The sequence below is a fragment of the Spirosoma spitsbergense DSM 19989 genome, from assembly GCF_000374085.1.
Classification (GTDB): domain Bacteria; phylum Bacteroidota; class Bacteroidia; order Cytophagales; family Spirosomataceae; genus Spirosoma; species Spirosoma spitsbergense.
This window is the reverse complement of record NZ_KB893552.1, coordinates 36663-55648: the sequence shown is the minus strand read 5'-3', so window position 1 is coordinate 55648 and position 18986 is coordinate 36663. Positions and strand designations below refer to the sequence as shown.

19 protein-coding genes are annotated in these 18986 nt (G+C 51.5%); 17 read left to right on the top strand and 2 right to left on the bottom strand.

Annotated elements, in window-relative coordinates; all coding sequences use genetic code 11:
- The first annotated feature begins 291 nt into the window (after nucleotides 1-291).
- The 5 genes from B157_RS0118160 to B157_RS0118140 all read left to right on the top strand — a co-directional run bounded on the left by B157_RS0118160 (nucleotide 292) and on the right by B157_RS0118140 (nucleotide 6968).
- Nucleotides 292-1623 (top strand): DUF2254 domain-containing protein, encoded by a 1332-nt coding sequence (locus B157_RS0118160; RefSeq protein ID WP_020604735.1) that lies wholly within the window; start codon nucleotides 292-294, stop codon nucleotides 1621-1623.
- Between the two features lie 22 nt (nucleotides 1624-1645).
- A complete protein-coding gene (locus B157_RS0118155; RefSeq protein ID WP_020604734.1) occupies nucleotides 1646-2041 on the top strand; it encodes a DUF1622 domain-containing protein in 396 nt (131 codons plus the stop codon).
- A gap of 159 nt (nucleotides 2042-2200) precedes the next feature.
- Nucleotides 2201-2611 (top strand): hypothetical protein, encoded by a 411-nt coding sequence (locus B157_RS0118150; protein ID WP_020604733.1) that lies wholly within the window; start codon nucleotides 2201-2203, stop codon nucleotides 2609-2611.
- Nucleotides 2612-2927: 316 nt separating this feature from the next.
- Nucleotides 2928-5396: a TonB-dependent receptor gene (locus B157_RS0118145; RefSeq protein WP_020604732.1), complete on the top strand. Its 2469-nt coding sequence runs from the start codon at nucleotides 2928-2930 to the stop codon at nucleotides 5394-5396.
- Between the two features lie 243 nt (nucleotides 5397-5639).
- Complete coding sequence (locus B157_RS0118140) at nucleotides 5640-6968, top strand: rhamnogalacturonidase (RefSeq protein ID WP_026308785.1); 1329 nt, start codon at nucleotides 5640-5642, stop codon at nucleotides 6966-6968.
- Nucleotides 6969-7150: 182 nt separating this feature from the next.
- Here B157_RS0118140 and B157_RS0118135 read toward each other — a convergent pair whose 3' ends face one another.
- Both B157_RS0118135 and B157_RS0118130 read right to left on the bottom strand, forming a co-directional pair.
- Nucleotides 7151-7612 carry a hypothetical protein gene (locus tag B157_RS0118135; protein ID WP_020604730.1) on the bottom strand — a complete coding sequence of 154 codons (462 nt, stop codon included), beginning with the start codon at nucleotides 7610-7612 and terminating at the stop codon, nucleotides 7151-7153.
- A 103-nt stretch (nucleotides 7613-7715) separates the two neighbouring features.
- A complete protein-coding gene (locus B157_RS0118130; protein ID WP_020604729.1) occupies nucleotides 7716-8075 on the bottom strand; it encodes a hypothetical protein in 360 nt (119 codons plus the stop codon).
- Between the two features lie 249 nt (nucleotides 8076-8324).
- Between B157_RS0118130 and B157_RS0118125 the strand changes: the two genes are divergently transcribed.
- The 12 genes from B157_RS0118125 to B157_RS0118065 all read left to right on the top strand — a co-directional run bounded on the left by B157_RS0118125 (nucleotide 8325) and on the right by B157_RS0118065 (nucleotide 18694).
- Nucleotides 8325-10556, top strand: coding sequence for a B12-binding domain-containing radical SAM protein (locus B157_RS0118125; protein ID WP_020604728.1), 2232 nt, complete (start codon nucleotides 8325-8327; stop codon nucleotides 10554-10556).
- 26 nt (nucleotides 10557-10582) lie between these two features.
- Nucleotides 10583-11170, top strand: a complete 588-nt coding sequence (locus tag B157_RS0118120) for a methyltransferase family protein (protein ID WP_020604727.1) — start codon at nucleotides 10583-10585, stop codon at nucleotides 11168-11170.
- A gap of 333 nt (nucleotides 11171-11503) precedes the next feature.
- Entirely contained in the window at nucleotides 11504-12316 is an 813-nt protein-coding gene (locus B157_RS0118115) for a sulfite exporter TauE/SafE family protein (RefSeq protein ID WP_026308783.1), read from the top strand.
- A gap of 113 nt (nucleotides 12317-12429) precedes the next feature.
- Nucleotides 12430-13845, top strand: a complete 1416-nt coding sequence (locus B157_RS0118110) for an MBL fold metallo-hydrolase (protein ID WP_020604725.1) — start codon at nucleotides 12430-12432, stop codon at nucleotides 13843-13845.
- Nucleotides 13846-13866: 21 nt separating this feature from the next.
- Complete coding sequence (locus B157_RS0118105) at nucleotides 13867-14103, top strand: hypothetical protein (protein WP_020604724.1); 237 nt, start codon at nucleotides 13867-13869, stop codon at nucleotides 14101-14103.
- Nucleotides 14104-14132: 29 nt separating this feature from the next.
- A complete protein-coding gene (locus tag B157_RS0118100; RefSeq protein WP_020604723.1) occupies nucleotides 14133-14375 on the top strand; it encodes a hypothetical protein in 243 nt (80 codons plus the stop codon).
- A gap of 175 nt (nucleotides 14376-14550) precedes the next feature.
- The gene (locus tag B157_RS0118090; RefSeq protein ID WP_020604722.1) at nucleotides 14551-15147 is read left to right on the top strand and encodes a class I SAM-dependent methyltransferase; all 597 of its coding nucleotides are present in this window, start codon (nucleotides 14551-14553) and stop codon (nucleotides 15145-15147) included.
- A 37-nt stretch (nucleotides 15148-15184) separates the two neighbouring features.
- A complete protein-coding gene (locus B157_RS0118085) occupies nucleotides 15185-15391 on the top strand; it encodes a YgaP family membrane protein (RefSeq protein WP_020604721.1) in 207 nt (68 codons plus the stop codon).
- Between the two features lie 97 nt (nucleotides 15392-15488).
- On the top strand, nucleotides 15489-16424 hold the full coding sequence (locus B157_RS0118080; protein WP_020604720.1) for a sterol desaturase family protein: 936 nt from the start codon (nucleotides 15489-15491) through the stop codon (nucleotides 16422-16424).
- Nucleotides 16421-16654: a hypothetical protein gene (locus B157_RS0118075; protein ID WP_020604719.1), complete on the top strand. Its 234-nt coding sequence runs from the start codon at nucleotides 16421-16423 to the stop codon at nucleotides 16652-16654. The genes B157_RS0118080 and B157_RS0118075 overlap by 4 nt, the downstream gene beginning before the upstream one ends.
- A 170-nt stretch (nucleotides 16655-16824) precedes the next feature.
- Nucleotides 16825-17187: a DsrE family protein gene (locus B157_RS0118070; RefSeq protein WP_020604718.1), complete on the top strand. Its 363-nt coding sequence runs from the start codon at nucleotides 16825-16827 to the stop codon at nucleotides 17185-17187.
- A gap of 121 nt (nucleotides 17188-17308) precedes the next feature.
- Complete coding sequence (locus tag B157_RS0118065) at nucleotides 17309-18694, top strand: OprD family outer membrane porin (protein ID WP_020604717.1); 1386 nt, start codon at nucleotides 17309-17311, stop codon at nucleotides 18692-18694.
- Nucleotides 18695-18986: the final 292 nt, after the last annotated feature.

Below are 18986 nucleotides of genomic sequence, written 5' to 3'. Positions count from 1 at the left end.
GAAGAAGTGCAAGGCATTAACTGCCAGTAGCTTATGTCTTTTTCTCTTATATTTAGCTTCGTCTGAATCAGTATATTCACTGTGTTTTACGCTACAATTGTCCAAAACCCGCAGATGTTAGCCGCATTGTGTATCGGCAGACAAACGAAAAGGCGTTGGTTTACCCTATTTTCTGCGAAATGAAAAGGGTATTCGGGAAATACCCTGGTAATCTGAAAGGCACGGTCAGCCGGTTTTTGTAACCATTTTTTACAGACCTGGTTAATCAGAATAGCTATAAATGGTTTCTCGATGAATACACGGTTTCGACACTACTGGCAGCAACTACAGGAATCACTCTGGTTTGTACCAGGGCTATTGGTCATTACGGCCATAGGGCTGGCTGGTGGGCTGATCGAATTCGATGCCAATACCTCCTGGAATGGTACCAAACAGTATCCATTACTGTTTGGCGTAGGAGCGGAAGGGTCGCGGGGGATGCTCACAGCTATTGCCGGTTCCATGCTTACCGTTGCCGCCCTGGCTTTCTCCCTGACGCTAACGACCATAACACAGGTGAGTAGCCAGTACTCACCCCGGCTGTTGCGGAATTTTATGGCCGATCGGATCAATCAGATCGTGATGGGCTATTTTGTGGCCATATTTACGTACTGCCTGATTGTGCTGCGTACCATTCGGGGAACCGATGAAAATAAGTTCGTACCTGGCACAGCCGTGCTGGTGGGGCTCATTCTGGCCTTAGGTGGAGTAGCTGCCCTCATTTTGTTCATCCACCACATTGCCGAATCGCTACAAACGGGTACCATAGTTCGGCACATCCACCAGGAAACGGTCGATGCCATTAAAAGCCTTTATCCCGATAAGTTTGGTGATCCTATTGATGATCCGGAAGAAACAAAAACCGCACTGGAGTACAGCAATGACAACACGGGTTGGCATCCAGTCGTGTCCAGCCATACGGGCTATCTGCAGCGAATTAATACGGATGGGTTACTCCAGTGGGCTATCGAACATAAGGTGGTGCTGCGGATTGACCGGGACATGGGCGCCTTTGTGGGTGAGAACTCGGTTATTTTCAGCGTGCGCAGTGGTATGGAACGGCCGGATCCGGATGAAGCCGACTGGCCGGATGATTTGATCAAATACGTTAGCATTGGCCGGAACCGGAGTATCAGTCAGGATGTGTCCTTCGGTATTCAACAGTTGGTCGATATCGCGCTAAAAGCTTTGTCGCCCGGTATCAACGACACCACAACGGCTGTTATGGCGGTCGATTACCTGGGAGCCATCGTGTCGCAGCTGGCTCACCGCGACTTTCCGACTCCCCTCCGCTCTGACGGTAAGCACCTGAGGGTATTTGTGTTATCGGCTGATTTTGAAGGATATATCCGACTGGCTTTCGATCTGGTCCGGATTAATGCCAAAGGAAATCACGCTGTTCTCCGGCGGATAATTCAGGCGTTGGCGCTGATAAGCGACTGTATAGTAGACGAGAACCGAAAAGCTATTATCCGTGAGCAGGCTTTGCTAGTGGTAGCCCATGCTCAGGAAACACTGGCTACCGATTACGAAAAAAAGGAGGTACGGTCGCTATATGATGCGATGAAAGAAAAATGGACCTGACCGGTAGGGGGAGGTCAAGAGGATGGAAGAGATAATCAAAACCGTTACGCTGTCTCTGGCCCGCTGGATTGAAGCCGGAGCGGCTATTGTTATCGCGCTGGCCTCCCTGCGTGCCTTATGGAATTTTATGGCTGCTCTCCTCGCCATTCGCCGGGAACTGCGCTCCGCCGAAGCGGGAAGGAGCCTGATGGTGCCCAAAGAAGAGATCCGGCTAACGCTGGGTCGGTCGCTGGCCCTGGCCCTGGAACTTGAATTAGGCGCCGATATTCTTAAAACGGCCGTAGCACCCAACTGGAACGATGTTGGTTTGCTGGCCGCCATTGCCGTACTCCGAACAGCGCTTAACTATTTCCTTGAACGGGAGTTGCGTAATGCCGAGCAGCGGGACGGTATTCGTACAAATACCGCTGGCAAATAGGGTGATGACCGCCCATGCCTGTAGCAGTATAGCAGCACCAAGAGATGGTAAACGTCGTTCAGGGTTGGTGTTTATTTTCGTCAAATGCCACTTGGAGTGTGTCATGGCAAAACTCTCTGTCAGTTTGACGGTTAATTAAGTAACAATCATTCTAATCCTATGAAAACAATTAAACCAATCGCTATTTTTTGTCTGCTGGCCTTTACCCTAAGTTCATGCGCGACGAATATGAAATTCCTGACGTCGGCCATCGTCCCGGCGGCAACCGGTGAAGTAAAGGTGAAAAAGGATAACAACAACAACTACGTTCTGAATCTGGATGTGAAGAATCTGGCCGAACCTAAAAGCCTTACGCCACCCCACGAAGCCTATGTCGTCTGGATGGAAGATGGCCGGAATGCGGTGAAGAAACTGGGTCAGTTAAGCCCCGGTTCGGGTATGCTTTCCAGTTCGCTCAAGGCTAGTTTGACTGCTACATCCGTAACCGAACCCACACGGGTATTTATCACGGCCGAGGAAGGCGTTGACAGGCAAGTGCCGGAAGGGCAGATCATTCTGACCACCAAGTAAGCAATCATTGAGTAGACCAGATTTACTGGTTAGGGAAGGCGGTGTTGTTTTAGAACAGCACCGCCTTTTTTACTGGATTTTGCCGATAAGAAAAATATTTTTAGATTTGTCTAAACTTTTATTTTTGTAGACTGTTCTATTGGCATAAGGATACATCGTTTATGGAGCGATTGAGGACCTAGTTGCTTAGGTCTGTCCATTGTATGGTATTTTATTCATTAACTGAGGTTTACCTGAATCGGAACCCAGGGTGTTTCAATCAGCAACACGCAAAACCGAATAGGGTAGTAAAGCATCCTGTTTTACCGCAGAATTTATGAAGTTATTTACCTTCCTGCTGGCTGTTTCATTAGCCACAATAACCGTCGTCAATGCCCAGACCAACAGGGTGTCTGGTATTATCCGATCGGATGGCAAACCAGTGGAGTTTGCTTCGGTGGCACTGGCTAAAACTGTTCACGGTACTCAGGCCGACAGTGCCGGGCGTTTCTCGCTGACGAATTTGCCCGATGGCCGCTACGTACTACAGGCATCAGCCATCGGTTTTCAACCCTACACCCGGACTATCGACATTCGTTCCGATAACCCCCTGAACCTTACTATTGATCTGGCATCGACCAATACAACGCTTAGCGAAGTGGTAGTAACGGGCGTTTCCCGGGCTACCGAACTGCGCAAAAGCCCGGTGGCGATTGCGGTAATGAACCGGAAGGAAATGAATTACAACGTCAACAATAACATCATTGATGCGGTGCTGAAGGGCGTTCCCGGTATGAGTGCGGTAACGACAGGACCCAATGTATCGAAACCATTTATTCGCGGACTGGGCTACAACCGCGTGCTGACCATGTATAGCGGTGTTCGGCAGGAGGGGCAGCAGTGGGGTGATGAGCATGGTATTGAAGTCGATCAATACGGCGTAGAGCGGGCCGAAGTGGTAAAAGGGCCGGCCAGTCTTATTTATGGCTCCGATGCCGTGGCCGGGGTCATCAACTTTATTCCGTACATTCCCAAAGGGCCGGAAGGTAAACTCAAAGGGGATCTGATCAGCGAGTACCACACCAATAACGGTATGATTGGCCTGTCGGCGGGGGCTGCTTACAACAGGAATGGCTGGAAGGGTTCGTTCCGCGTATCCCGGAAAATGGCTACTGCCTACAAAAACAGCGTGGATGGGCGGGTGTATGGCACGGCGTTCAACGAACTGAATCTGTCGGCCATGACGGGCGTGGAAAAAAAATGGGGATCTACCTACCTCTACGCCACGCTGTATGACAATTTGCAGGAAATTCCTGACGGTAGCCGCGACTCGCTGACCCGCCGGTTTACGCGTCAGGTGCTCGAAAATGAGGAAGATGATATCAAAGACCGGCCAATTGTACCGGCCGGCGATTTGCGGACGTATCGCATCAATCCATTGCACCAGCACATTCAGCACTACCGCCTGTTTACCCGGAATCATCTTATTATTGGCAAGAGTGATCTGACGGCTACCATCGGGTTTCAGCAAAGCATTCGGCGGGAGTATAACCACCCCACTGTGCCCAATCAGCCCGGCCTGTACGTGCAGCTCAACACCTACAATTACGACCTTAAATACAACTTCCCCACCTGGAACGGACTGGAAGCGACCCTAGGGCTGAACGGGATGTATCAGACCAATAAGAATGTACAGGGCACCGATTTTCCCATTCCTGATTATCAGCTTCTGGACATCGGCTCGTTTCTGTTCGTTAAAAAATCGCTCGGTAAACTTGACATCAGTGGGGGTATTCGGTACGATTCACGCCGGTACAACTGGGCCGATCAGTACGTGCAGTATAACCCGAAAACGGAATTTAATCAACTCGTTAACGTACCCACTGATACTAGCGCATCACTTCAGTTTCCGGCCTACCAACGCTCATTTACCGGCATTTCGGGTAGCCTGGGGGCTACCTATAATCTCTCCGAACGACTGCTGATCAAGGCCAACCTGTCTCGCGGGTATCGTGCTCCCAATAGCACTGAAGTTGGCTCAAATGGCCTTGACCCCGGCGCACACATTGTGTACCAGGGGAACCGGGACTTCAACCCTGAATTCAGTCTGCAAACGGATATTGCCTTCATGGCTTATCTGAAGGAAGTGGACCTAAGCGTTGAGGTATTCAATAATACCATTGACAACTACATCTACCAGGCCCGCTTGTACGACGATGCGGGTAATCCGGTCGTAATTGTACCGGGTAACTTTACGTACAAATACCAACAGTCGAAAGCGCAGTTGTACGGGGCTGAGTTCAGCGTGAACCTGCATCCGCAAAAGGTAAAGTGGCTGGCGGTCAATAATAGTCTGGCGTTTATCCGGGGGCTGAACCTGAATGACAAACTGATTGCCCTGGAAGGCGATGCCGCCCGCTACCTGCCTTTCATCCCACCCCTGCACGGCCGCTCCGAAATCCGGGCCTCCTTTAGCGAACCGGTGGGCCGGTTGTCGGGAATTTACGTCCGTGCCGACGTTGATTACTATGGTGCTCAGAATAAATTTTACGGAGTCGATAATACCGAAACGGCCACGCCCGGCTACTCCCTTTTTGGTGTTGGCTGCGGGGCAACGGTGAACAATCGGAAAGAAAAAGCCCTGTTTCAACTGTTTTTTCAGGTCGATAACCTGTTCGACACGGCTTACCAGTCGAACCTGAACCGGTTGAAGTATTTCGAGTATTACACGGCTTCGCCAACGGGCCGCTTTGGTATCTACAACCAGGGGCGCAACACTAGCATGAAGGTCATTATCCCGTTCTGATGGGGGTTGGTTTATGCCCATGAAACTGGTTTGTGAGGTGGATTCTCGAACGAACGGTTCCACCAATTGGAGTACAAAAGCTAATCAAATGACTTACTCCTTCAGGCGGAGTGCAACGGGGTTTCCCAGCATCAGGAGGATACTATTGTTATAGTAGGTGTAAGTGTCGCCCGTAAGCCATGGAATTCGGTAAGCAATGCTCTCTCACGTAATAGGAAATTGTGGGGGTAGAATGTATTCGATATGAAAACAATAGTAGTTGTACTGGTTTGTATGGTGGTACTAAGTGCAAAACTTAGTGCGCAAAACGCGGTAAAAGGGTCGTTCCCCGATGGAAGTCCGATTAGTAGCTGGTTTACAAAAAATCAGAAAATACCCCTTGCCCAACTGGGAAATGCTTATGTAATTACGGACTTTGGCGTAAAATCAGACAGTACCCTCGTCCAGACCGACGCGATACAAAAAGTCATTGATCTGGCAGCCCAAAAGGGCGGGGGTGTCATTGTGGTTCCGAAAGGTACGTTTAGGAGCGGGGCGTTATTTTTCAAGCCCAAAACGCACTTACACGTAGCGGAGGGGGCCGTTCTGAAAGGCTCTGACAATATTGCCGACTACCCGAAATTGCCCTCCCGCATGGAAGGTCAGAGTCTGGATTACTTCGCGGCTCTGGTTAATGCCTATCAGGTCGATGGCTTCACGATTTCGGGAAAAGGGACGATTGATGGCAATGGGCTTCGTTTCTGGGAGGCATTCTGGGCCAGACGTAAAGAAAACCCCAACTGTACGAATCTGGAGGTTTCCCGACCCCGGCTGGTCTTTATCTGGAAATGCAACAACGTACAGGTTCAGGACGTGAAACTGCATAATTCGGGTTTCTGGACAAGTCACTACTACCAGTGTCAGAACGTGAAAGTGCTGAACGTACACATCTATTCACCTTACCAGCCCGTGAAAGCACCCAGTACGGATGCCATAGATATTGATGCCTGTGCCAACGTACTCATTAAGGGCTGCTATATGTCGGTCAATGATGACGCGATTGCCCTCAAAGGGGGCAAAGGGCCCTGGGCCGACCGGGTACCCAATAACGGAGCCAATACCAATATCATCATCGAAGACTGCGAATTTGGCTTTTGCCATTCGGCGCTAACCTGCGGCAGTGAAGCGGTTCATAACCGAAACATCGTTATGCGCAACTGCCATGTCAGCGAGGCCAGCCGGGTGTTATGGCTAAAGATGCGGCCCGATACTCCGCAGCTGTATGAATACATTTCGGTCGAAAACATAACGGGTCAGGCGCATAGCCTGCTGTACGTGAAGCCCTGGACGCAGTTTTTTGATTTACAGGGCCGTCCGGATGTGCCACTTTCCTACTGCGACCATGTGAGTCTAAAAAACATAAAGCTTAGCTGCGATACGTTCTTCGACGTTGCCATTTCGGAACACGACCGGCTGTCTAATTTTACGTTCGAAAACTTCGTAGTCGACAGTAAAAATGCGGCTATCGATAAAAAGCTGGTCAACGGGTTTACGCTTAAAAATGTAGAAGTTAATCACAAACTCGTGGAGTGACGGGTTAGGAGGAATCAGCCCATGCCTGCCCAGGATTTTCCCTTTCGCAGGAACAAGGTGATGTGCCACTCGGCAAAAAGGAATCTCCTGCCTTCAGACGATAACTTTAGCTTACTTTCCCAAAAGTAACGCACACAGATTTCCAATACATCAGACTTATATTCGCAAGGTTAGCCTGTGGATTAATTGGGATTCCCTGATGCGTCTGATTTCGAACTGTTCAGAACGTATTTCTTCAGATTATCTGTCAAATCATTCAGACCGATGTAAAGTTTAAAAGCGCGTTCTGTCATTTCTTCCACGTCCAAATGCTGATTATAGATGGCAGGACCGACTTTAAAATAATAGGTTTCACCGTGTTCAAGTTTTATGAACGTTGGTTTCTGCTTCTTGGCGGGAGTCTGGTACTCCTCAGAGTAGGAAGTTTCTTTAAAAACCCCCAGGCTATCCGCATTCGTTTCAATCAACACGTACCCATTGTTTTTTACTTTGATTAGCAAGTCAGGATTGAGGGTAGTATAGAACTGGAGTGCGGCTAATGTGTTAGCTCCATTCTTAACAATGTAAATTCGGGTGGGCTTTGATTGGGCATGGCCAACCAAAGCTATTAGACAGAGCAGACAGGTACAAATGGTCGTTTTCATAATCAGCCTGAGGTTTTAACGCGGTTGAAAGATAGAAATAATCCATCGTATTTATTTTGTACTATAGCGCTGATTAATAAAGAGTTAATGCAATGGTATCGATTCACTTGCTGATTCGGCTTCTCCGCTGAAGCACATAATGCTGATAGTCACCGGTAGCATAGGCTTGGATAACCTCCCAGCCATTTTTGTAAAAGTAGTTCAACGCGTCAACGACAGACTTAAACCGTACCCGTTCGTGGTCATTGATGGGCTTCAAAAACTCACCGGCTCTATTCAATTCATAGCCTCGTCCGAAGTCCACCCAGATGCTGGCTTCGTAATTAGACCGGTTTTGTCCAATCAGTTCAATGTAATGTATGTCCAGGCTGTCGACGTTAACGTTCCCTACCCTAATCTGCGCGTTGGCGATTGACAATCCCAGGAATCCCAGCAGTAATAGTAGTACGAGTTTTTTGTGCATGAGTCAGTAGGAGAAGGGGTAGTTGACAATTCTCAACGACGTAAAGTAAGCTATTTTGTAAGATAAAGCGATTGGTTCTTACGTCCAAAAACGGACGGTTTCAGGCGTGTTATCTTGCTGAACTATACCCAAATGTACTGGCCTGACCCACGATTCACGCTGTCAGGAATGCAAACTCCGGAATGATATACCGGCGGTATTCGTTGGGGAAGTATCAATAACACCCGGAATGCCAGTCCGGGCTACCGTATGACCACTCGCGTGCTGCTGTTGACGCCCCCGTTTACCCAACTCAACACCCCCTACCCGGCCACTGCCTATCTGAAAGGATACCTGAATACGCTCCCCCTGGTTGATGGGGGTTCCGTAGTGGCGCATCAGGCGGACCTGGGTATTGAAACGATCCTGCGTCTTTTCTCTAAACAAGGGCTGACTGCGTTGTTTGCAAGGGCTTCCGGCGTGCCGACCCTAAGTGAGAACAGCCAGCGGATGCTGCGGCTTCGGGCCGATTACGTAGCCACGATTGACCCGACAGTCTGGTTTTTGCAGCACCGAAACCCAACCCTCGCCCACGCCATTGCCGACCGGAGCTACCTGCCCGAAGCGTCGCGTTTTGCCGAAGTCGACGAACTAGACTGGGCCTTCGGCACGATGGGACTACACGACAAAGCCCGCCATCTGGCGACTCTCTATCTGGAGGACATCGGCGATTTACTGGCCGATGCCATCGACCCCCATTTTGGCTTCAGCCGGTACGCCGAACGGCTGGGCCGAACCGCTACCCACTTCGATGACTTACACGCTGCCCTTACCGCGCCCGATACGCTGGTTGGCCAGACGCTGCTACAGCTGCTGGATGAGAAAATGGATCAGTATCAGCCGACAGTGGTTTGCCTGACGGTGCCCTTTCCGGGGAATTTATTTGGCGCGTTGCTGTGCGGGCGGCACCTGAAACAACAGTATCCCGCCGTTCGGGTGGTGCTGGGCGGGGGCTATGCCAACACCGAACTCCGAAGCCTGCGTGAACCGCGCCTGTTCGATTACGTGGATTTCGTGAGTCTGGATGATGGCGAAGCACCCCTGCGTTCGCTGCTCGAATACCTGCGCGGCCAGCGGCCAGCCGCCAGCCTGAAACGGACATTCATGCGGATAAGTGGGCAGGTGGTGTATCAGAATGGTGCCACCGACCGGGATGTGGCCCAGCGCGATACCGGTACCCCCGATTATGCCGATTTGCCCCTGAACGATTACCTGTCGGTGATTGAGGTAACCAACCCCATGCACCGGCTCTGGAGCGATGGCCGCTGGAATAAGCTGACCCTGGCCCACGGCTGTTACTGGGGTAAATGTTCCTTCTGCGACATCTCCCTCGACTACATTGCCCGCTACGAACCCCTCACCGCCGGGCTGCTCTGCGACCGGATCGAAACCATTATGGCCCAAACGGGACAGAACGGGTTTCACTTTGTGGACGAAGCCGCCCCGCCCGCGCTCATGCGGGACCTGGCCCTGGAAATTCTGCGCCGGGGGCTGACGGTGGTCTGGTGGACCAACATCCGGTTCGAAAAAGCGTTCACGGCCGATTTGTGCCAGTTGCTCAAACTGTCGGGTTGTATTGCCGTGTCGGGTGGGCTGGAAGTAGCGTCGGACCGGTTGCTGGAGCGGATGAAGAAAGGGGTTACGGTGGCGCAGGTGGCCCGCGTGGCCGGTCATTTCACCACCGCCGGCATCATGGTGCATGCCTACCTGATGTACGGTTTTCCGACGCAGACCACGCAGGAAACCATCGACTCGCTCGAAATGGTGCGGCAGTTGTTTGGCATCGGTGTAGTACAGTCCGGCTTCTGGCATCGGTTTGCCATGACGGCCCACAGCCCGGTGGGCCTGCACCCGGCCGGTTTTGACGTGCAGCGCATTGGCCCCGCCGACGGTCCCTTTGCCGATAATGATCTTGACCACGCCGACCCGCTGGGCGCCGACCACGACCGGTTTGCCGAAGGATTACGTAAGTCCCTGTTCAATTACATGCACGATGTTGGGCTGGATATGCCGCTGGCCAACTGGTTTACCTTCCGGGTGCCGCCTACCACCGTGCCGCCCGATTACATTGAAACGGCCATTGCCGATACGAGCGAAGACCTGGTGCGCAGCCACGCGCTGGTGGTATGGCCGGGGCACGCGCCCACGCTGGCGGAGTTGCAGCCGCGCCGGGAACGGCGGGCGGGCCAGCGGGCAAGAGCGGTGCAGCAGGCAGAACTGACTTTTGCCCGTCGGCAGGACGAGCTGGTGCTGGACCTCCCCCTGCCGATGGGTCAATGGCTCATGCAGCACTGGCCCCAACTGAGCCAGAACGCGCCCGAACCGCTGACCATCCACCAGGCCGGTACCCTGTTTGAGGAAGCTGGTCTTGGTAGCTTCGTGGCATTCCGGCAAACCGAGGGCTGGGCCGACTGGCGGGCCGCTGGGTTATTGGTTTTATAATCAGTTTCCTGTAAACAGAGTCAATAATGAAATTCATGACAGCTTATCTGCCGATAGTTTTAACGTGGCTGGTGTTTGGTGGTATACACAGCATTACCGCTGGAAGCCGGTTCAAACAGCGATTCCAGTCGGTCTCCCCATTTATACAACGCTATTATCGATTGCTGTACAATGGCCTTTCCGTGCTTACGTTTTTACCCGTATTGGTTGCATTGAATGTGGCACCGGTTAACTTCCTCAGTGCCTGGCCCGGGTCAGCGTGGGTCGGGAATCTGGTGGTTGGGATGGGTATTTTACTTGGCCTGTTTGCCCTGAAAAGCTACAATCTGGCTGAATTCATCGGCTGGCCTGCCAGTCAGGCTACCAGAGCAGAACATCTTCAGCAGCTTGGACTACTTCGCTACGTGCGACACCCATTGTATTCGGCTACAATACTGGCTATTGGTGGCGTTGTTGTTCAACACCCCGACTGGAAACACGTACTCTTCGGCCTGTCGGCTTTTCTGTATATCCGCATCGGTATTCATTTTGAAGAAAAGAAACTGGTAAGAACGTTTGGTGATGCCTACATACGCTACCGACAGCGGACCCCTATGCTTATTCCCGCTATTTAATGAACCTTGGAAATCCACTTGCCTGGCAGCGGGGCCCGCCCGTGCTGACGGGTTACGCCCACAGATTTTTAGACACAAGTTGCGTTTTCTATGGTGTAGATTGGCATCATGTATTCCATTTGGTTCTATAGGATTAGGGCCCAAAAACATGAACCGTTCGTTTTGAGTCAACTTAAGAGGGCTTTGCCCGATACTTAAACCACCTTCTCAGAAGGCGGTTGTTCACTGATGCGTACCAATAGAGAACTGCCAGCCTGACTTTTTTTGCTTGTGTAACTTCTGTCACTGATTAAGCTGGGCTGATGCTGTTACTTCGCTTAAAATTAAAGCGGTATGACAATTCTTCACATGGCCGGTTTTCTGGCTTCTATTTTCATTGGTATCAGCCTTGGCCTGATTGGGGGCGGGGGGAGTATTCTGACGCTTCCGGTATTAGTGTATCTGCTGGGAATCAATCCGGTTCTGTCGGTCACGTATTCGATGTTTATTGTCGGCACCACCTCCCTGGTAGGCTCCGTCAATTACATGCGGCAGCAGCAGGTCAACTACAAAACAGCCCTCTTCTTCGCCCTTCCGTCTTTTCTGACCATCTACCTGACCCGTACCTTTATTGTACCAGCCATTCCCGATCCCGTTTTTACGATCGATACGTTTGTGCTGACCAAAAATGTGGCTGTCATGGTCTTCTTTGCCCTGATTATGCTGGCCGCATCCATGAGTATGATACGGAACAACAGCCCGGCCGTAACGACAGAAACGGATGAACAACGGCCGTTCAACTGGCCGGTTATTGTTCTGGATGGGGCGCTGGTAGGTATCCTGACGGGTATTGTTGGTGCAGGCGGTGGTTTTCTGATTATTCCGGCACTGGTATTACTGGCCCGTTTGCCCATGAAAGTTGCCGTCGGAACGTCGCTGCTGATCATAGCGGCCAACTCGCTGATTGGCTTCGGTAACTCCTTCGCTGTTGCTGTTGACTGGTCGTTCCTGCTCAAGTTCACGGCTTTATCGGTCGTTGGCATTTTTGTCGGCACCTACCTCACCCGCTTCATTCCGGGGCAGAAACTAAAAAAATCCTTTGGCTGGTTCGTGCTCATCATGGGCGTGTACATCATTAGCCGCGAACTTTTTTTTAACGCCGGGTAGGTGATGAATATCACTGATTTCACGCTGGGTAAGTGATATTTATCACTGACTCGCCTTCGCCCGGCACCTACCTTTGATTCATAAATTTTAGAACCAGTAAAACAAATACGACCATGTTTTTTCAGCATATATACGACAAAAGTTTAGCACAGGGAAGTTACCTGATCGGTTGCCAGAAAACGGGCGAATCGATTGTCATTGATGCAAAACGGGATGTCGATACATACCTCGATATTGCCCGGCAAAACGGACTGCGTATCACCCACATTACCGAAACGCACATCCATGCCGACTTCCTGGCTGGCTCGCGTGAACTGGCCGCGCTTACGGGGGCACCCCTGTACCTCTCCGATGAGGGCGGTGCCGACTGGGCCTACGAATTTGACCATGTGGGGCTGAAAGATGGCGATGTAATTACCGTTGGTAACCTCACCCTGACGGTGATGCACACGCCGGGCCACACGCCCGAAAGTATCAGTTTCCTGCTGGTCGATAAACCCGCTACCCTGGCGCCGGTCATGCTGTTTACGGGCGACTTTGTGTTCGTGGGCGATATTGGCCGCCCCGATCTGCTCGAAAAAGCGGCTGGTCTGGCCGGAACGCAGGATATAGGTGCCCACCAGATGTATCAGTCTATCCAGAAATTCCGCGACTTACCCGACTATGTGCAGGTGTGGCCCGGTCATGGGGCGGGTTCTGCCTGTGGGAAAGCGCTCGGTGCCGTAGCCAGTACCACCGTTGGCTACGAGAAAATTCGGAACTGGGCATTCCAGTACGACGATGATGAGTCGGGCTTCACCGAGTATCTGCTGACCGATCAGCCCGAGCCACCCCGGTATTTCGCTATGATGAAGAAACTCAACAAGGTGGATCGCCCGCTGCTGACCAGCATACCCGCGCAGCAAAAGCTGTCGCCTGAAGAGGCAAAAAAAGCATTTGTTGAAGGCGTGAAGCTGATCGACACGCGCAACAAGGCGGACTTTGCCAAAGGATTCATTCCGGGTAGTCTGAATATTCAGGGCAACAACGCCTTTGCCACCTGGATGGGCTGGCTTATGTCCTACAACGAACCCTTTATGCTGGTGGCCGATGAAGACCAGATCGAAGACCTCACCCGCAAACTCATGCGCATCGGCCTGGATAACATGCTGGGCTATATCGACGATGTAACCTGGCCGGGCATCGACCTGGAGACCAGCGACATCATTGATCTGGATACGTTCAAAACGTACCTGAATCAGGACGATGTGCAGGTTGTCGATTTGCGCGGCTCGGCAGAATATAATGCCGGTCATGTTGAGGGCGCTGAGAATGTATTTATCGGTACGCTCGACAAAAACCTCGACAAGATCAGCCGCGACAGGCCCGTTATCATTTATTGCCAGGGTGGCGACCGGGCCACTATTGGCTATTCGATGCTGGTTCGCCATGGATTCACGAATGTGAAGAACTACTCGGGCAGTATGAACGAATGGGTAGCCAACGGCAATCCGGTTGTCAACGAGGTAGCTGAACCGGCTGCTTATTAATCCCCTTTTACGCTAGCCTCCATGAAAATAGATCAATTTTCCGTTTTCCCCTTCCTTGAAACAAACGGACAGGAGGTTGTTTGTCAACGAATAAAGAATCTGAAAGGCGTCTTTTCGGTTCGCAGTGATGCTGCCGGTAGCCAACTGACTATTGTTCATTCAGCGACCCTCAGCCGCAAAGCGCTCGCTGGTGAATTGTTTCGGCTGGGGTATTCGGTACCAGGAGAAAAGCAACCGAAAACAGGTCCGGCACAGTAGCATAAACAGTACTTTCAATCTATCGAATTATGAACGCACTTCGTCAGCCCTGGGGCTTAATCCGCATACTACGACTGGTTATAGGCAGTATCGTTATCTACCAGTCCGTGGGCGAACAACAACCCATACTGGGTTTACTGGGGGCTTTTTTCGTCATTCAGGCCCTGATGAACACCGGTTGTGGCGCAACTGGCTGCCAGATTCCCCGCTCGACCAGTAAAAAAACACTAAAAACTGAAGTCATTGACTATGAAGACGTTAATCAGGTATAAGTGGCCTGTTATGGGTACACTGCTGGGTGGTATTGGCGGGTTTGTGTACTGGAACGAAGTGGGCTGTTTAACCGGTACCTGCCCGCTCAAATAGCAGTGGCAAACCATGGTTCCCTACGGTATGCTGCTGGGGTATCTGGTCACTAATTTCATCAAACCTACTACGCACTAACTTATGGAAGCCTACTGGAACAGCCGCTACGCCGAACCGGAGTTTGCCTACGGAACGCAGCCCAACGTATTTTTTCGGGAAACGATAGACAGCCTGCCGGTTGGCCGACTGCTGCTACCCGCCGAGGGCGAAGGCCGGAATGCGGTCTATGCCGCCCAACTCGGCTGGGAGGTAACGGCCTTCGATTTCAGCGCAGAGGGCCGCAACAAAGCGTACCAACTGGCCGCACAACGGGGTGTAACTATTCACTATACCACCCAGTCGAGTCAGGATTTTGAGCCGGTTGACAGGGAGTTCGATGTCATTGGGTTGTTTTACACGCATTTACCCGCGCCCCTCCGTGCCGATCTTTTCCCCAAACTGATTCGGGCGTTGAAACCCGCCGGGTACGTCATACTGGAAGGTTTTCATAAAAATCAGCCCCGCTACACATCGGGCGGGCCTAAAGACGAAACAATGCTGTTTTCGGTCGAAGAACTACAGGAGGCCTTTGCTGAACTGACCATTACGCTGCTCGAAGACCGAATTGTGGAACTTGACGAAGGTCCGTATCACCAGGGCACAGCCCATGTGGTACGGATGATTGCCATCAAAAAATGAAACATGTTCCATCACTTAACCAATCACTCAAATTGCCATGAAAACGAACATGAACGGTACGGACCGCATAATCCGGTTTATTGTAGCCCTGGTAGCTATCGTGCTCTACTTTACGGGTATCCTTTCCGGAGTAGCCGGTATTGTTGCACTCGTTGTGTCGGGTATTTTTCTGCTCACCAGCTTTGTCAGCTTCTGCCCGCTCTACGCCCTGTTAGGCATTAAAACAGCACCCACAAAACAGTAGGCTTTATGGATGCAAAAAATTAAGAAAGCCCGCTGGTATTTCAGCAGGCTTTCCTGCTTCAGAGCCATATATTTTTACGCCTGATACTTCACTGCAATTGAATACCAGCTATTCTTACATCACCACCCTCATTGACGGCTACCGCAACTACGCGGATTACTTCGTCCATGAGTTGCTGTCGCCCAACTGGCATAATTACTTTTACTGGCTCGTGGGCATCTCGGCCTTCGTCTGGCTACTGGAATTACTGTTTCCGTGGCGAACCGATCAGCCTGTGTTTCGGCACGACTTCTGGCTGGATTTGTTTTACCTGTTTTTTAACTACTTTCTGTTTTCGCTCATTGGCTACAACGCCCTGTCTGACGTGGGCGTGCAGGCCTTCAATGATTTTCTCGGCTGGTTTGGTATCGCTAATCTGGTAGCCATCCGGGTTGGTGCTTTGCCGGTTTGGGGGCAGTTGGTGGTGTTGTTTCTGGTACGCGATTTTGTGCAGTGGCACATTCACCGGCTTTTACACCGGACTCCGTGGATGTGGGAGTTTCATAAGGTACACCACTCAGTTGAGCAAATGGGCTTTGCCGCGCACCTGCGTTATCACTGGATGGAAACGATTATTTACCGCACGCTTGAATACATTCCGCTGGCCATGATCGGGTTTGGTATTCAGGACTTTATTCTGGTCCATCTGTTTACACTGGCCATTGGACACCTGAATCATGCCAATATATACCTGCCCATTGGTCCGCTAAAATATGTGTTCAATAACCCACAGATGCACCTTTGGCACCATGCCGAAAAACTTCCCCGACAGGCCCACGATGGCGTTAATTTTGGGATTACACTCAGCGTCTGGGATTTTCTGTACCGAACGGCTTATGTACCGTACGAAGGCAGTCACATCAAACTGGGATTTCAGGGTGTCAGGCAGTTTCCTAAAACATTTCTGGGTCAGTTGCTTTATCCGTGGCGAAAACCAGTTCCAACCGGCAGGGTCATTCCCAAATCAAAACTTGTCGAAAAAGTAAGCCGATGAACAACCTGAAACCGATTCTCAACAACCTGAACCTGTGGGTACTGGTCAGCCTGACGCTGGGTCTGGCACCGTTTCTGCCCGAACCGCATGTAGTGGGTAAAATACGGTGGGTGCTGGGCGGAGCCACCGGTATGACGGGCACGGACTGGTTTGACCTGCTGCTTCACCTGACACCCTGGCTGTTGCTAGTACGGATACTGGTGTTACGCATCCGTCACAACCTGTTATGAAGACAATAAGTGGTGCATTAGGGTGGTATGTAAAGTGCAGTATGCCGCCTGGCACGACTTACGAACGGCCTCAAGACTGCAAACAGGGGCACAGGAAATAAAACGCCAGGCCAGTTGCTATGTGGATTGCCCGATAAAAACCGGCTGGTACCAAAACCTGTTACTATCGAATGGAAAATACCCTCAGCGAACACCGCATTGTTTTTCACCTGGCCACGCCAGACACCACCGCCTACCGCGCCCTGATTGGTCAACTCAACAATGTGCTGGCCGTCTGGCCTGCGGCACGGCTTGAAGTCGTCATTCATAATAAAGGCATCGACTTTATGCGCAATGACAGCAATCCGTTAGGAAGGGCTATTGCGGAACTTCACGAAAAAGGAGTTGTCTTTGCCGTGTGTGAAAATACCCTCAACGCCCGGCATCTCACCCCCGACGATTTGCTGCCCCAGGCCACCTTTGTGCCCGTTGCCCTGGCCGAACTGGTCCTGAAACAGGAAGCAGGCTGGAGTTACATCAAGGCCGGCTATTGAACTGCTTTACGCGCCAGCCTCTCAACCCTGTCCATTTGTTGCCATGCCTGTGATAATTGTCACTGACCAGCCGTAACGGGTCGGGTAGCTTTGTACACCGTCGAATCAGATTGTACGGGGCATGACCAGACTTATACCGTTTATTTTATTGACAACTTACCTGCTCCTGAGCGGGAAGGCAGTGCGCGCCGAATTGCCTGACACCCTGGCCCGACCGCGAAAATGGGCATCTCAGGAGCGGTTTCTGGTACGGGTACGGTCCATGTTTATAGCTACTGACAATAAGCCCGGGTTAACCGATTCGTATGCGCTGGGCATGGGGATAGGGCTTGGTTATCAAACGCCCCGATTGTTTGGACACCTTCAACTGCGCGGTTCGGCCTTCTTCAGCGGCAACCTGGTATCGTCGGACCTAGCCCTGCGTGATCCGCTGACCAATCAGCCAAACCGCTACGAAGTGGGGCTGTTCAATCTGCAAAACCCGGGTAGTCACGCCCTGATCACCCGCCTGGAAGAACTGAATGCACAGTACCATTTCGGCGAAAGATCAGTAATCACAGTTGGGCGGCAGCTACCCCGTTCGCCTTTTATCAACGGTCAGGACGGGCGGCTGTCACCTACGTTTGCCGAGGGCGTAAAGATAGAATGGGACGAGTTGGGACAGACGAAGATACAGGCAGAATACTGGTGGCGGATGGCACCCCGCTCAACCATCGGCTGGCATAGCATTGGCGAAAGCATTGGCCTGTATCCGGTTGGCGTCGATGCTATGGGCAAACCCTCGCAGTATGCCGGTTACACGACCTCAGCCGGTATTGTTCAGCTTGGAATTACGCACAAACGGGGACCGATTACCTGGCAATTCTGGGACACCCATGTTCTTAACGTCTTCAACGTTGCCTACGCCCGGGCCGATGCCGCCCTGCCCGTCGGCACGGATCGGCAGGTTGTGGTGGGTCTGCAACTGGCGCGTGAGTGCACGGTCGGCACAGGCGGAAATAGCGAAGTGATGCAGGCATACAGCCCACCCGGCAATCGGTCGACGGTGGTATCGGGGCGGATTGGTTATCAGCAGGCTAAGTGGGCGGCTTTTCTGAACGCCACCCATATTACGGGCGAAGGACGTTTTCTGATGCCCCGCGAGTGGGGTCGTGAGCCATTTTATACGTTTCTGATGCGTGAACGAAACGAAGGCTTCGGCAACGTCACGGCAACGGGCATCAACCTGTTTTATACGCCCGTCAGGCGCCTGAAACTTGAAGCCAGCGTGGGCTATCTGGCCCTGCCTGACGTAAAAGACTACCGCCTGAATAAATATGGGATGCCCTCCCATGTGCAAACCAACCTGAATGTAACCTACCAATTCGCGGGTTTCCTGAACGGCTTCGATGGCCAGTTCCTTTGGGTACATAAATGGGCGGTTGGCTCTACCTATAACACAGATAAGTATGTGTTTAATAAGGTGGATATGAATCAACTGAATGTAGTTCTCAACTATAAATTGTAATTCATCCCCAAAAGTCAACTGCCTGAAGGATGGTAGTTGCCCCGTTATAAACCTGGTGATTTTACGGGTATGACCCAGGAGTTTAAACAGGTTCTCCGTAAAAAAGCCGCAACAACTATAGCTGTTGCGGCTTTTTTACTGACTATTATTTTGGCACATTTGGCCGTTAACTCAATCCTGAAGTCGCTTTGGAAGAGGAAGTTGACAAAAGTGGGTATGTAATTATCTCGAAAGCAGTCAGAGGCATTTTCCAGCGATCGTGTCCCTGATAAGCAGCCTCAAATTATTTTTT

Bases quoted from the DNA above. Each gene is read 5' to 3' on its own strand.
- B157_RS0118160 (WP_020604735.1), top strand. From the start codon at position 292: ATGAATACACGGTTTCGACACTACTGGCAGCAACTACAGGAATCACTC.
- B157_RS0118155 (WP_020604734.1), top strand. From the start codon at position 1,646: ATGGAAGAGATAATCAAAACCGTTACGCTGTCTCTGGCCCGCTGGATT.
- B157_RS0118150 (WP_020604733.1), top strand. From the start codon at position 2,201: ATGAAAACAATTAAACCAATCGCTATTTTTTGTCTGCTGGCCTTTACC.
- B157_RS0118145 (WP_020604732.1), top strand. From the start codon at position 2,928: ATGAAGTTATTTACCTTCCTGCTGGCTGTTTCATTAGCCACAATAACC.
- B157_RS0118140 (WP_026308785.1), top strand. From the start codon at position 5,640: ATGAAAACAATAGTAGTTGTACTGGTTTGTATGGTGGTACTAAGTGCA.
- B157_RS0118135 (WP_020604730.1), bottom strand. From the start codon at position 7,612: ATGAAAACGACCATTTGTACCTGTCTGCTCTGTCTAATAGCTTTGGTT.
- B157_RS0118130 (WP_020604729.1), bottom strand. From the start codon at position 8,075: ATGCACAAAAAACTCGTACTACTATTACTGCTGGGATTCCTGGGATTG.
- B157_RS0118125 (WP_020604728.1), top strand. From the start codon at position 8,325: ATGACCACTCGCGTGCTGCTGTTGACGCCCCCGTTTACCCAACTCAAC.
- B157_RS0118120 (WP_020604727.1), top strand. From the start codon at position 10,583: ATGAAATTCATGACAGCTTATCTGCCGATAGTTTTAACGTGGCTGGTG.
- B157_RS0118115 (WP_026308783.1), top strand. From the start codon at position 11,504: ATGACAATTCTTCACATGGCCGGTTTTCTGGCTTCTATTTTCATTGGT.
- B157_RS0118110 (WP_020604725.1), top strand. From the start codon at position 12,430: ATGTTTTTTCAGCATATATACGACAAAAGTTTAGCACAGGGAAGTTAC.
- B157_RS0118105 (WP_020604724.1), top strand. From the start codon at position 13,867: ATGAAAATAGATCAATTTTCCGTTTTCCCCTTCCTTGAAACAAACGGA.
- B157_RS0118100 (WP_020604723.1), top strand. From the start codon at position 14,133: ATGAACGCACTTCGTCAGCCCTGGGGCTTAATCCGCATACTACGACTG.
- B157_RS0118090 (WP_020604722.1), top strand. From the start codon at position 14,551: ATGGAAGCCTACTGGAACAGCCGCTACGCCGAACCGGAGTTTGCCTAC.
- B157_RS0118085 (WP_020604721.1), top strand. From the start codon at position 15,185: ATGAAAACGAACATGAACGGTACGGACCGCATAATCCGGTTTATTGTA.
- B157_RS0118075 (WP_020604719.1), top strand. From the start codon at position 16,421: ATGAACAACCTGAAACCGATTCTCAACAACCTGAACCTGTGGGTACTG.
- B157_RS0118070 (WP_020604718.1), top strand. From the start codon at position 16,825: ATGGAAAATACCCTCAGCGAACACCGCATTGTTTTTCACCTGGCCACG.
- B157_RS0118065 (WP_020604717.1), top strand. From the start codon at position 17,309: ATGACCAGACTTATACCGTTTATTTTATTGACAACTTACCTGCTCCTG.